The following is a 13,339-nucleotide window of genomic DNA, read 5'->3' on the forward strand; positions in this document are numbered from 1 at the left end:
CGGGCGGGAGCGCAGCGCGAGCGGCGCGGGGCCCGGGCCCGGGCGGCTCAGCCGGTGAGGCCATACTTCTCGCCGAAGCGGGCGAGGGACTCGATCTTCTGCTGGGCCGTGGCGTCGTAGCCGAGGCCCTCGATCATCCACGGCAGCACGATGATGTCGGTGACCCCCGCGTCCGCCAGCTCCGCGAAGCCCTTCGAGCCGAAGCGGTCCAGGCAGACCACCTGGATGGCGAAGGGCTTGCCGTCGCCGCGGTCGGCGAGCGAGCGCCCGTCGGCCTCGAGGAGCTCGCCCAACCGGGTGACCGTGGCCACGATCTCGTCGTACTTCATCATGGCGCTGGTCCAGCCCTGGCCCACGCGCGCGGCCCGCTTGAGCGCGATCTCCGTGTGGCCGCCGACGTAGAACGGCACCTGCTCGGACGGGGCCGGCGTGAAGATCAGCTCGTCGAAGTCGAAGTGGTTCCCGTGGAACTCCATCCACTCACCGCGCAGGCCCTCGCGCATGATCGCCAGCGACTCGTCGACACGCTTGCCGCGGCCCTTGAACGGCGCGCCGCACCACTCGAACTCGTTGGGGTCCCAGCCGATGCCCACGCCCAGGTCCAGCCTGTTCCCGGTCATCAGCGCGACGGAGGCCACCTGCCGCGTGAGCAGCAGCGGATTGCGCGGGCCGACCTTGAGCACCTGCGGGCAGAACCGGATGGTCGAGGTGGCTCCGCCCATGGCGGCGGAGGCGATGAGCGGTTCGACCCACTCGGTGTTCTCGTCCCACATGCGCGAGCCGTCGGGCGTGTACGGGTAGTCCTCGTCCTGGCGGCGGGGATGGAACAGCGAGTCCGGCAGGACGATCCGGTCGAAACCGGCCGCCTCGGCGCCGCGCGCGATGTCGATGTACTGATCGACGGGGGAGAAGGAGACGGGAACGGAGAACTCCACGTCGGCTACACGGCTCATGTCATTCGCCCTTCTTGGCGGCACCGGCGATGGCCGCTCTGTCGGCATCAGTGAGTGGCCGCAGTCCAGAGGCCATGGCGACATCCTGTTCCCAGAACGCGCGGAGGGAGATCAGGCGACCGTCGGCGTCGACGCGGTAGTCCACGGCGATATCGATCTCCATGATGGTGTCCCCCATATGGGTGCGCATCGTACCGATGCAGAGCAGCTCGTCTCCGACGGCGATCCCGCGGTCGAAGCGGAACTCGATGTGGTCCGGGGTGGCCACGGCCTTCTCCCAGAACTCCAGGAGCCGCTCGGTGCCGGTGTGACCGATGCCCTCGGCGTCGAACATCGAGGGACCCACGGGATCCTCGATGGTGCCCTCGGGGGACCACCCGGCGATCCAGGCGTCGCGGTCGCCGGCGTTGGTCGCGGCCCATGAGCGGCGGGCGGCGGCGTAGGCGGGACTCGCCAGCGCGGCATCACTCATCTCCAGGGGCCGGTACTGGCCCGTCTCATCCAGATAGGGGTTGCTCACGCCTTGCGCTCCGTTCCCACGACCCACATGGAGAAGTACTGCGATCCGCCGCCGTACGCGTGGCCGAGGGCCTTGCGGGCGCCGGGGATCTGGTGGTCGTCGGCGCGGTTCATCACCTGGCGGGCGGCCTCGGCGAAGCGCAGCATGCCGGAGGCGCCGATGGGGTTGGAGCACAGCACGCCGCCGGACGGGTTGACGGGCAGCGAGCCGTCGCGGGCGGTGGCCCCGGACTCGGTCATCTTCCAGCCCTCGCCCTCGGCGCAGAAGCCCAGGTTCTCCAGCCACATGGGCTCGAACCACGAGAACGGCACGTAGATCTCGGCGGCGTCGATCTCCTCGGCGGGGTCGGTGATCCCGGCCTCGGCCCACAGCGCGGCGGCGGCGTCGCGGCCGGCCTGCGGGTTCTTGTAGTTGCGGCCGGAGAAGGTGCCCGGCTCGGTGCGCAGGGCGGTGGCGTGGACCCAGGCGACCTGCCGGCCGGAGGCCTCCACGGCCTCGGCGGCCTCGGCGTCGCCGATCACGATCGCGCACGCGCCGTCGGAGGACGGGCAGGTCTCGTCGTAGCGGATCGGGTCCCACAGCATCTGCCCGGCGAGCACCTTGTCGACCGTGATGTCGGGCTGCTTGAGGTGCGCGTGCGGGTTGACCGAGCCGTTGAGCCGGTCCTTGACCGCGACCATCGCGCCGACGTGCTCGGGGGCGCCGGTGGTGCGGATGTAGGAGCGCACGTGCGGGGCGAAGTAGCCGCCGGCACCGGCGCCGACGGGCGCGGTGAACGGCACGGGCAGGCTCAGCGCCCACATGGCGTTGGACTCGGACTGCTTCTCCCACGCCACGGCCAGGACCCGGCGGTAGCGGCCGGACTGGACGTGGGAGGCGGCCACGACGGCCGTGGAGCCGCCGACGGAGCCGGCGGTGTGCACGCGCAGGAGCGGCTTGCCGACCGCGCCGAGGGAGTCGGCCATCATGAGCTCGGGCATCATGACGCCCTCGAAGAGGTCGGGGGCCTTGCCGACGATCACCGCGTCGATGTCGTCCCAGCCGACCCCGGCGTCGGCCATGGCGGCGTCGATGGCCTCGCGGCACAGGCCGGCCATGGAGACGTCGGTGCGGCGGGCGACGTGGTGCGTCTGGCCGGTGCCGAGGACGGCGGCGGGCAGACCGGAGCCGTGGGTTCCAGAGCCGTGGGTTCCGGAGGCGGGGGCGCTCATGCGGGGCGTCCTTCCAGGAGGCAGACGAGGTTCTGCTGCAGCAGGTGACCACTGGTGGCGTGGGCGAGGGCGCGCTCGGAGCGGCCCTCCCAGATGCTGTGGGCGGCGTAGCCGATGCGCTCGAGACCGGCGGAGAACAGCGGGTCGGCGACGAGCGAGCCACCGGACGGGGTGACGGCCACGTCGTCGGAGATGCCCAGCGCCGCGCGCAGGAGCAGCTCCTGGTGCGTGTACTGGGTGTGCAGCTCGGCGACCGTGACGCCGCCGAGGTCGGGGCGGTCGCCGGACGCGCCGGTCGCGCGCACGGCGGCGGCCCGCGCGGACGGGGAGTCCGTGAGGTCGCGGGCGCCGAATTCGGCGGAGTCGGCGATGTGCTCGATGCCGGCGACGTAGGCCGGGGTGTCGACCAGCTCGCGGGCCCGGCCGCCGGAGGCGAGGATGATCGCGCCGGCGCCGTCGGTCACCGGCGGGCAGTCGTGGCGGCGCAGCGGGTCGGCGACGTACGGCTCGCCGAGCAGGTCGGAGACCTCGCGGCCGGTCGCGCGGGCGGCGACGGCGGCCATGTCGGACTCCGACCAGCAGCCGGCGTCGATGCCGGCGCGGGCCTGCAGACCCGCGATGTGGTGGCGGCCCGGCCACAGCGGGGCGACCGTGTACGGGTCGAGCTGCAGCGCCAGCGCGGTGTCGAGGTCGGCGCTGGCCGAGGCCTTGCCGAAGCCGTAGACCAGGGCCGTGTCGGCCTGGCCGGTGGCGATCTTGAGGTAGGCCTCGAAGAACGCCCAGGCGGCGTCCATCTCGACGTGCGACTCGGCGATCGGCGGGACCGCGCCGATCGAGTCGACCGCGGAGATGAAGGAGAAGGCGCGGCCGGCCAGGTAGTCCGACGAGCCGGAGCACCAGAAGTCGATGTCGGTGCGGTCGAGGCCGGTCTGCTGGTAGCACTCGGCGAAGACCGGCGCGAGCATCTCGACGCCGTTGGTGGTGCCGAAGGTGGACTCGGTGTGGCGGGCGTGGGCGAAACCGACGACGGCCACGTCCCGGGGTGCGTTGGGGGTCACGGGTGGTGTCCTCTACAGGTGCTTGGAGTACGTGGCGGGATCGGCGTCGGGATCGCCGGTCGGCTCGAAGTGGGCGATCGCCTTCATCGAGGCGGGCCGCTCCTCCTCCGGGTTCCAGACCGCGCGCACGCGCATCCCCATCCGGACCTCGGACGCCTCGCAGCCCAGCACGAGGTGCTGGATGGGCACGTCCGAGCCGTCGAGGAGGATGTACGCGGTGACGTACGGGGGCGTGATCTGCTGCCCCGCGAACGGCACGTTGACGATGCCGAAGGTGGTGACCGTGCCGACGTCGGAGACCTCGACGTACTCGCCCATCGCCACGCCGTCCGACGGGCAGTAGTCGCGGGGCGGGACGTAGACCTCGGGACCGTTGGAGCGGCGCCGCCCGAGCATCCGGCCCTGCACGATCGCGCGGAGGAACTCGCTCTCCGCGGGTCCGGCCGTGTGGGTGACCGACAGGCCGATCGGCGTCACCACGCCGGTGACCGGCTCGTCGTGCGACCGCGGGGCCTCGTCGTCGTCGCCGTTCCCGGCCGCGTCACCCGCGGCGTCGGCCGGGACCACGCACGCGATGTCGTGGACGGTCCCGGTCCGCTCGGCGGACCACCGCAGGTGCACGCGCATCCCGGTGCTCACCGCGTCGGGGCCGTCGGCGGCCAGCGGGAGGAGCATGGCGGTGTCCGCGCCGTCGAACCGCACGAGTACCCAGGCGAACGGGGAGTCGAGCGGGTTGACGTCGGTGGGGGACGGGACCCAGGACCATGCGACGACGAGGCCTTCGATCCCGTCACCCGAGCCGACCTCGACCGTCTCCGTGAGGGCCTCCCGCGTGTGGGGGTCGTACTCGACCGGCGGCAGGTGCACGGTCCCGCGCGAATCGCGGTTACCGACCAGGCGTCGCTCGCGTAGGCCCGTGAAGAACGCTCCCAGCACCGGCCCGGTGGACCGGGTGTAGTCGAACGACGGGGCGAGGCCGGCCGAGAGCACGGGCTCCGAGGGCGGGGTGATATCGACAACGATCTCTCTGGATGTCACGAGCCAAGTAGAACACGTTCCACCGCTCGCTGTGTGGGTTTCCCCGCGCCCGATTTCCCCGTGCGCGCACCCGCGGCGCGGCGACGTGGGCCACACTGATGCCCATGAAATTCGCCTTGCAGCTCGGATACTGGGGCGCGCAGCCGCCCGCCAACCACGCCGACCTCGTGGTGGCCGCGGACAGGGCCGGCTTCGACACCGTCTTCACCGCGGAGGCCTGGGGATCGGACGCGTTCACCCCGCTGGCCTGGTACGGGTCGCTCACCGAGCGCATCCGCCTCTCCACCGCCGTGGTGCAGCTGTCCGCCCGCACGCCCACGGCCACCGCCATGAGCACCATGACCCTCGACCACCTCTCCGGCGGACGCTTCGCGCTCGGCCTGGGAGTCTCCGGACCGCAGGTCGTCGAGGGCTGGTACGGGCAGCCGTTCGCCAAGCCGCTCGCCCGGACCCGCGAGTACGTCGACATCATCCGCAAGGTCCTGGCCCGCGAGGCGCCCGTGACCTCCGACGGCCCCGCGTACGCGCTGCCCTACTCCGGGCCCGACGCGTCCGGGTTCGGCAAGCCGCTCAAGTCCATCGTCCACCCGCTGCGCGAGGACGTGCCCATCTGGCTGGGCGCCGAGGGCCCGAAGAACGTCGCGCTGGCCGCCGAGATCGCCGACGGGTGGCTGGGCTTCCTCGCCTCCCCGCGGACGGCGTCCGAGTTCAACTCCTGGCTCGACGAGGGCTTCGCCCGGCCCGGCGCCCGCCGCACCCGCGAGGACTTCGAGGTGGCCTTCCTCTGCCAGCTGCACATCACCGACGACCGGCGCGGCGTCCTCGACGCGTACAAGCCGACCACCGCGCTGTACGCCGGCGGGATGGGCGCCGAGGACAAGAACTTCCACGCCGAGGCCCTGCGGCGCATGGGCTTCGACGCCGAGGTGGACCGCATCACCGAGCTGTTCCGCTCCGGGCGTAAGGGCGAGGCCGCCGCCGCGGTGCCCGACGAGATGATCGAGGCCACCGCGATCATCGGCGACCTCGCCTCCGTGCGGTCGCAGGTCGCCGAGTGGGAGGCCGCCGGCATCACGATGCTCGTCGTCACCGCGCGCACGGTCGAGCAGGTCGAGCAGATCGCGCAGCTCATCGACTAGGCCGGGCTGCGGCAGGGGCGTGCTCGTCGCCAGGAACCCCTGTCGGATACGTAGAACGCGTTCTACCATGACCCGCATGAGCGCACCCACACCCACCGTTCCGTCCGACGCCGGCGTCCTCGACCCGCGGACCGGCGAGAACGTGACCAGCGTCTACCGGATCGCCGAGGCCGAGCCGGGCCGGACCGCGGTGATCGAGGCGTCCGGACGCACGGTGACCTACGGGGAACTCGCCGACACCGCCCACGGCTACGCGCGCGGGCTGCGCGAGCTAGGGCTGGAGACCGGGGCCTGCATCGTCCTGCTCGCCCCCAACAGCATCGAGTTCCTGCAGGTGTACTACGCGGCCATGGAGATCGGGCTCTACGTGGCCCCGGCGAACTGGCACCTCACCGGCCCCGAGGTGGCGTACATCCTCGAGAACTCGGGATCGACGGTGTTCATCGCGGACACCCGGTTCGCCGACGTCGCGACCGCCGCCGCCTCCGAGGCCGGGCTCGACCCGGACCGCTGCTTCGCGATCGGGGCCGTGCCCGGATTCCGCCCGCTCCCCGAGCTCACCGCCCCGGCGCGGGGGTCGGACCCCTTGCCGTCGTCACGCACCCTCGGTGCCCCGATGCTCTACACCTCGGGCACCACCGGTCGCCCCAAGGGCGTCCGCCGACCCCTCACCGGCGCCTCTCCGGACCAGGTCACGGTTCCCAACTACTACTTCTTCGCCGGGTTCGGCATCGAGGCCCCGGACAACGTCCACATCTGTGGCTCGCCGCTGTACCACACGGCCGTGCTCAACTTCGTCACCATCTCGCTCAACCTCGGCCAGACAGTCGTGCTGATGGACAAGTGGACGCCCGAGGAGATGCTGCGGCTCATCGACGCGCACGGCGTCACCCAGTCCCACATGGTCCCCACGCAGTTCTCGCGGCTGCTCGAGCTGCCCGAGGAGGTCCGCGCGAAGTACGACGTGTCCAGCCTGCGCACCATCGTCCACGGCGCCGCCCCGTGCCCCAAGCACGTCAAGCAGGCCATGCTCGACTGGTGGGGCCCGGTGCTCACCGAGTACTACGCCGGCACCGAGGGCGGCGGCTGCACCATCACCGGCGAGGAGTGGCTGCGCAAGCCCGGCAGCGTCGGGCGGCCGTGGAAGACCACCACCCTGAAGATCCTCGACGACGAGGGCAACGAGGTGCCCACCGGCGAGACCGGCAACGTGTACCTGCAGATGCACGGCTCGAAGTTCGAGTACCACCAGGATGCCGAGAAGACGGCCAAGACCTACGTCGGCGAGCTGTTCACCATGGGCGACATCGGCTACGTCGACTCCGACGGCTACCTGTTCCTGTGCGACCGCAAGAACGACATGATCATCTCCGGCGGCGTGAACATCTACCCCGCCGAGATCGAGTCCGAGATGACGCGGCACGACGCCGTGCGCGACGTGGCCGTGTTCGGCATCCCGCACCCCGACTGGGGCGAGGAGGTCAAGGCCGTCGTCGAGCTGGCCGACGGCTACACCGAATCCGAGGAGCTCAAGTCGCAGATCCTGGAGGACCTGGCCGCGCGGCTGGCCAAGTACAAGATGCCGCGGTCCATCGACGTGGTGGAGGAACTGCCGCGCCAGGCCAACGGCAAGCTCATGAAGCGCACGCTCAAGGACCCCTACTGGGCGGACGCGAAGTAGGGGGCCGCGCGGGCGGCGGGCCCTAGGCTGGACGGATGACCAGCACTCCCACCGCCCGCGATCTCACCCTCGCCCAGATCCTCGAGCGGCAGCGCCAGGCGTTCCTCGCCGACCCGCAGCCCGGCGCGGCGGTCCGCCGCGACCGGATCCAGCGGCTCAAGCAGCTCGTCCTGGACAACGCCGCCGAGCTCACGGAGGCGATGCGCGAGGACTACGGCTCCCGGCCGGAGACGTTCTCCACCCTCACCGACATCGCGTCCTCCATCCCGGACCTCGACCACCAGCGCGCCCACGTGCGGAAGTGGATGAGACCCACCCGCGTCTCGCGGGCCCTCGAGGCGGTCGGCTTCACGCAGCAGGTCCGCCACGACCCCAAGGGCGTCGTCGGCATCATCGGGCCCTGGAACTTCCCGCTGTACCTGACGATCGTCCCCGCCGGGTCCGCCCTCGGCGCCGGCAACCGGGTGATGATGCGGCCGTCCTCCGTCACCGCGCGCACCACCGAGGTGCTGTGCCAGCGCGCGCCCGAGTACTTCGCCGTGGACGAGCTCGCCGTCGCCGGCCCGGAGCACGGCCGCGGCTCGGACTTCTCCACCCTGGCCTTCGACCACCTGTTCTTCACCGGATCGCCAGGCGTCGGGAAGTCCGTCGCCAGGGACGCCGCCGAGAACCTCACCCCGGTGACGCTCGAACTCGGCGGCAAGAACCCGGTGGTGGTGGACTCCGGTGCCGACATCGACCGCGCCGCCCGCAGCATCGCCTCGGCCCGCATGGTCAACGGCGGTCAGGTGTGCATGTGCCCCGACTACGTGTTCGTGCCGCGAGACCGCCTCGACACGTTCTGCGACACCGTCCTCGACCAGTGGCGCACCACCCTTCCCGCCATCGTCGGCAACCCCGAGTACACCGCCATCGTCAACGACTCGAACTACGAGCGGATCGTCGGGCTCATCGACGACGCCGTCGCCAAGGGCGCGCGCCGACGCGACGCCGCACCGGCGGCCGAGCGGCTGCCCGACCCGGTGACCCGCAAGATCGCGCCGACCCTGCTCACCGGCGTCACGCCCGACATGGAGATCGACTCCGACGAGGTGTTCGGCCCGGTCCTCACCGTCTTCCCCTACGACACGCTCGACGACGCGATCCGGTACGTCACCGACCGACCCAGCCCACTGGTGTTGTACTGGTACGGGGAGAAGAACGAGCGCTTCGAGGTGGTCGCCGACCGGACCCGCTCCGGCACCATCTACGGCAACGACTTCGGGATCGGGATGGCCTCCTCAGCCATCCCCTTCGGCGGCGTCGGCAACTCGGGCATGGGTGGCTACCACGGCCACTACGGGTTCCGAACGTTCACACACGAGCGGGCGGTGGCGCTGCACTCGTTCGACGCCGACGTCTCGCAGCTCATGGTGCCGCCGTTCACACGGGGCAAGAAGCGGCTCGCCTCGGCGTACCTCGGCGCGATGCGGGCGCGGACGCGTCTGCGGTTGTAGCCCGGCTCAGGGGGTGGGCGACGCGGCGCCGGCGCTCCACAGGGGGACCGTGAGCCGGAACGTGGTGCCCTCGCCCTCCACCGAGTCGAAGTCGAGGCCGCCGCCGTGCGCGTCGGCGATCGCCTGCACGATGCTCACCCCCAGGCCGGTCCCGGGGATCGAGCGCTGCTGGGCGGTGCTCGACCGGAAGAACCGGGTGCCGAGGTGTTCCTGTTCGGCCTCGGGGATGCCGATGCCCGTGTCCGCGACCGTGACAGTGGCGACGTGCTCGTCGACGGCCAGGCCCACCGTGACCGATCCACCCTCGGGCGTGAACTTGATCGCGTTGCTGACGAGGTTGGTCACGGCCCGCTCCAGCTGGAGGGCGTCACCGATGACCTCGGCCGGCTCGACCTGCTCGACCAGCGCGAGGCCCGCGCGGTCGGCCGCGGGCTGCAGTGACTCGGTCACGTTCCCCACCACCTCGCCCAGGCTCAGCCGCTCGTGGGCGATGTCGAAGCTCTGCGCCTCGATGCGGCTGAGGATCAACAGGTCCTCGATGAGGCCCCGCAGGCGGTCGGCGTTGCGTTGGACCACACCGACCAGGCGGTGCTGCGCGCTCGTCAGCTCGCCGCCGTCACCGTCGCAGAGCATCTCCGTGTAGCCCACGATCGACGCCAGCGGAGTGCGCAGCTCGTGACTCACCGTGGAGACGAAGGCGTCTTTCTGCCGGTCCAACTCCTCGAGCCTGCTGAGCTGCTCCTCGCGCCCGGCCTCATAGTCGTCCCGCGTGTCGAGCAGGGTGTTGAAGGCCTCGGCCAGCGCGCGTACCTCGGCCGGCCCGTCGTCGGTGCGCGCCCGGGTGCCCCGGCCGCCCACCGTGTCGAGCCGGGCCACGGCGGCCAGTTCCTCGATGGGGTCGACGATCTCCTCGGCTGTACGACGGGTCCCGCGGACGATGGCGAGGGCGGCGGCGAGGGTCACCGCGAAGGCCGCCGCCGACCCGCCGACCAACACCCAGGTCCGCAGCCTGCGTACCTCGACGCGCTTGTCGCTGGCGAGGGTGTGGAGGGAGTCAGCAGACGCGATCATCTCGGAGAAGTCGGCCAGCGCGCTGACGAATCGCGCGCGGCCGGTCGGATCGTCGGCGGCCGGGTACCCCTCCGCCATCCCCACGATCGAGTCGGCGTACGACCACCAGCTCGCGGACGAGGCGGTCAGCCTGGCCAGGGCGGGCGTGAACTCGGTGTCGTCGCCGACCAGCCGGTCCAACTCGGCGAGCGCCTCGTCGGAATCGGCTTTGAGCGCCCGCAGTCGGTCTTCCGCTCCCGGCACGTCGTAGACGCGATCCATCCGCAGGTCGGACTGGGCCCACCGCATCGCGATCACCAGTCGGCTCGTGGTGTCGACGACCGGCGTGTAGACGGTGCTGGTGCGCTGCGAGAGCTGGTACTGGAGGAGCAGCATCAGCGGCCCCAGCAGCGCCACCACCACGACGAGGATCAGCATCTGGCGGCTCTTGTCGCGCAGGATCCGCGAGACCTCGGGCGCCTGCTTCTCGCGCGGGCTCATGACACCTTCTCAGTGGTGAAACCGCGGCGCGTCATGACGCCCCAGTGCTGCTCGGTGCCGCGGAGCGCCTGCCACCAGCCGCGCAGTCGCCACACCACGTGGAGCTGGCGGTAGCCGATGTTCTCGAGGACCGCCGAGCTGATCAGGGAGAGGAGGCTGCCGAAACGGTAGTAGCGCGAGAAGTACACCTCGTCGACGGCGGCGGCCGCCAGCGCCACGACGATCGCGTACCCGTAGGCGACCGCCAGGAACAGCCAGAACGTGGTGGGGTTGACCAGGCCGAGGGCGAATCCGAGGACCATGAGGACGAGGCCGACGGCCTCGATGAGCGGGGCGAACAGTTCGAAGGCCCAGTAGTAGGGCACGGCCAGGACCCCGGCCCGTCCGTACCGGGGGTTGCCGAACATGACGCGGTGTTTGACGAGGGTCTCCCACAGTCCCCGGTGCCACCGGGCCCGCTGCTTGCGCAGCACCGGCAGCGTCTCGGGCACCTCGGTCCAGCACACCGGCTCGGGCACGAAGGTGACGCTGTACTCCTGGCCGCGCTCGCGCAGCAGTCGGTGGATGCGCATGACGAGCTCGAAGTCCTCGCCGATGGAGTCGGGATCGAGGCCGCCGACCTCCACCAGCAGGTCGCGGCGGAAGCAGCCGAAGGCTCCGGAGATGAGGATGAGGGCGCGGAGCTTGGACCATCCGGAGCGGCCGAGGAAGAACGAGCGCAGGTACTCGAGCGCCTGGATCTGGGCGAGCACGTTGCGGGACATCCGGACGTCGATGACCTGCCCGGAGCGGATGGTGCACCCGTTGGCGACCCGGACGACGCCGCCGGTCGCGGCGGTGCGCAGCGGGTCGTCGGCGAAGGGCTCGGTGACGATGAGCAGGGCGTCGGGGTCGAGCAGGGAGTCACCGTCGACGCAGATGATGAGGTCCTCGACGGAGGTGTTGATGCCGACGTTGACCGAGTCGGAGCGGCCGGAGTTGGCTTTGTCGATGACCGTGAGGCGGGTGTAGCCGTCGCGGGGGACGTAGATGCCGCGGGGGGTCTGCCGGGTGGGGATCTCGTAGGGCACCTCGCGGTCGGCGCGGACCAGGTCGAACGCCTCGATGAGGACGCGGAGGGTGTCGTCGGAGGAGCCGTCGTTGACGACGATGACCTCGTGGCGGTGGTACCGGAGGCCGAGCAGGGACCTGGCGGCCTCGACGACGCCGGCCTCCTCGTTGTAGGCGGGGACGACGACCGAGACCCCCGGCGCGGTGTGGCTGCCGAGCCGTTCGACACGACCGGAGTGACGACGACGACGTCGCGTTCCGCGGAAGTCGACGGCCGCGGCGATCACGAGCACCAGGTACGAGGAGTTGATGAGCAGGAAGTAGAGGAGGATCGGCCAGGCGATCACGTCGAGCAGCGTCGCGATCACCACCCGGAGGGTCTCGATCACGGGGTGGGCTCCTCGTCCTGTGGGGCGTGTGCCGGGGCGGGCTCGGCGGCCCGCCGCGCGGCTGTGGCCATCTCGTAGAGGTCCGGCCGGCGATCGCGGATGCCGAGGGCGGTGACGGCGCCGAGCGAGGCGAGGGCCGCGAGGTCGGCGGGTGACGTGGCCGCGGTGTCGCGGACGGAGATCTCCGGCGGGATCACGCCCTGCCGCAGGGTCTCGACGAGGACCTCGCGGCCGGTCCGGCCGAGTGAGGCCAGGGCTCCGGCGGCCACCTCGGCGAGGCGGCGGTCGCCGTCGGTCAGCACCGAGCGCAGAAGCGGGACGCCTGCCGGGGCACCGAGTTCTCCGAGGGCCGTGGCGGCGGCCAGTCGGACGGCCGCCGGTTCGCGGGGTGCCAGTGCGCGACCGAGATCGTCGATGACGCGGGCGTCTCCGATCACCCCGAGCGTGCGCGCGGCCGCGGCGCGGACCCGCTCGTCCCGGTCGGTGCGGAACAGTTGGAGGACCCTGGGCAGCAGCGAGGCCATGCCCCCGCGCGAGGCGACGGTGGCGGCGACGTACCGCACGCCGGGGTCCGGGTCGTCGAGCCCGCGCCGGACCGCCTCGCGGACGTCGTCGCCCATGGCGAGCAGCGCGTCGGCGGCGACGTAGGCGGGGACGCCGGACAGGCCGTTGACCTCGCGGACCGCTCGGAGTACGGCGTCGGCGTAGGTGGCGTCGCCGAGGACCCCGAGGGCGCGGACCGCGGTCGAGCGCACGGCCCGGTCGCGGTCGGAGAGCATGCCGGCCAGCACGGGGGAGTACTCGGTGCGCCGGGTCGCGCCGAGGACCTGGGCGGAGCGGGCACGGGTCGTGGCGGACCACGAGCGGACGCCGCGGAGGGCGCCGTCGACGGTGCCGTGCCGGTCGAGGATGTCGACCAGCGCGGTGGCGGCCCCGCCGCGGACCTTCCCGAGCAGGTCGAGGACGGCCCGGTCGACGACCCGCTCGCGGCGCCTGCCGAGTTTCCCGGGCGCCTCGCCGTCGGGCTCCTCGTCGGCGGCGAGCGCCAGCAGGCGCGGGCGGAGCGGTTCGAGGATGCGCTCGATGCGGCGACCGCGGCTGACCCGGGCGACGTGCGCCCAGATCATCACCACCACGAGCACGCCGATCGCGGCGATGAGGATCCACAGGGAGGCCGTGAGGACGCCCGAGGCGACCTCGGGCGCGAGGTCGTCGAGCAGGGAGGGCGAGGGGTCGTCGTAGGAGGCCAGCAC

11 protein-coding genes are annotated in these 13,339 nt (G+C 71.7%); 3 read left to right on the plus strand and 8 right to left on the minus strand.

The window, feature by feature from the left end:
- Window positions 1–47: 47 nt before the first annotated feature.
- From A6035_RS03690 to A6035_RS03710, 5 genes are read right to left on the minus strand one after another with little or no spacing between them, the layout of a single operon-like run.
- The gene (locus A6035_RS03690; protein ID WP_200836383.1) at window positions 48–953 is read right to left on the minus strand and encodes a TIGR03619 family F420-dependent LLM class oxidoreductase; all 906 of its coding nucleotides are present in this window, start codon (window positions 951–953) and stop codon (window positions 48–50) included.
- Between the two features lies 1 nt (window position 954).
- Window positions 955–1,473 carry a nuclear transport factor 2 family protein gene (locus tag A6035_RS03695; RefSeq protein WP_108846667.1) on the minus strand — a complete coding sequence of 173 codons (519 nt, stop codon included), beginning with the start codon at window positions 1,471–1,473 and terminating at the stop codon, window positions 955–957.
- Window positions 1,470–2,684 (minus strand): thiolase domain-containing protein, encoded by a 1,215-nt coding sequence (locus A6035_RS03700; RefSeq protein ID WP_108846668.1) that lies wholly within the window; start codon window positions 2,682–2,684, stop codon window positions 1,470–1,472. The genes A6035_RS03695 and A6035_RS03700 overlap by 4 nt, the downstream gene beginning before the upstream one ends.
- The gene (locus tag A6035_RS03705) at window positions 2,681–3,742 is read right to left on the minus strand and encodes a thiolase domain-containing protein (protein WP_108846669.1); all 1,062 of its coding nucleotides are present in this window, start codon (window positions 3,740–3,742) and stop codon (window positions 2,681–2,683) included. The genes A6035_RS03700 and A6035_RS03705 overlap by 4 nt, the downstream gene beginning before the upstream one ends.
- A gap of 12 nt (window positions 3,743–3,754) precedes the next feature.
- On the minus strand, window positions 3,755–4,780 hold the full coding sequence (locus A6035_RS03710; RefSeq protein ID WP_235026549.1) for a Zn-ribbon domain-containing OB-fold protein: 1,026 nt from the start codon (window positions 4,778–4,780) through the stop codon (window positions 3,755–3,757).
- A 104-nt stretch (window positions 4,781–4,884) separates the two neighbouring features.
- Here A6035_RS03710 and A6035_RS03715 point away from each other — a divergent pair, with 104 nt between their 5' ends.
- The 3 genes from A6035_RS03715 (at window position 4,885) to A6035_RS03725 (ending at window position 9,096) form a co-directional block, all read left to right on the plus strand.
- Window positions 4,885–5,919 (plus strand): LLM class F420-dependent oxidoreductase, encoded by a 1,035-nt coding sequence (locus A6035_RS03715; protein WP_108846671.1) that lies wholly within the window; start codon window positions 4,885–4,887, stop codon window positions 5,917–5,919.
- 76 nt (window positions 5,920–5,995) lie between these two features.
- On the plus strand, window positions 5,996–7,600 hold the full coding sequence (locus A6035_RS03720) for an acyl-CoA synthetase (RefSeq protein WP_200836297.1): 1,605 nt from the start codon (window positions 5,996–5,998) through the stop codon (window positions 7,598–7,600).
- A gap of 35 nt (window positions 7,601–7,635) precedes the next feature.
- Entirely contained in the window at window positions 7,636–9,096 is a 1,461-nt protein-coding gene (locus tag A6035_RS03725; protein ID WP_108846672.1) for an aldehyde dehydrogenase family protein, read from the plus strand.
- Between the two features lie 6 nt (window positions 9,097–9,102).
- Here A6035_RS03725 and A6035_RS03730 read toward each other — a convergent pair whose 3' ends face one another.
- Genes A6035_RS03730 through A6035_RS03740 form a run of 3 tightly spaced genes read right to left on the minus strand, consistent with a single transcriptional unit; the run spans window position 9,103 to window position 13,339 of the window.
- Window positions 9,103–10,647, minus strand: a complete 1,545-nt coding sequence (locus A6035_RS03730) for a sensor histidine kinase (RefSeq protein WP_108846673.1) — start codon at window positions 10,645–10,647, stop codon at window positions 9,103–9,105.
- Entirely contained in the window at window positions 10,644–12,086 is a 1,443-nt protein-coding gene (locus A6035_RS03735) for a glycosyltransferase family 2 protein (protein WP_108846674.1), read from the minus strand. The genes A6035_RS03730 and A6035_RS03735 overlap by 4 nt, the downstream gene beginning before the upstream one ends.
- Window positions 12,083–13,339 (minus strand): HEAT repeat domain-containing protein, encoded by a 1,257-nt coding sequence (locus A6035_RS03740; protein WP_108846675.1) that lies wholly within the window; start codon window positions 13,337–13,339, stop codon window positions 12,083–12,085. The genes A6035_RS03735 and A6035_RS03740 overlap by 4 nt, the downstream gene beginning before the upstream one ends.

Origin of the sequence: Dietzia lutea, from assembly GCF_003096075.1 — a bacterium.
In the GTDB taxonomy this organism is placed as follows: domain Bacteria; phylum Actinomycetota; class Actinomycetes; order Mycobacteriales; family Mycobacteriaceae; genus Dietzia; species Dietzia lutea.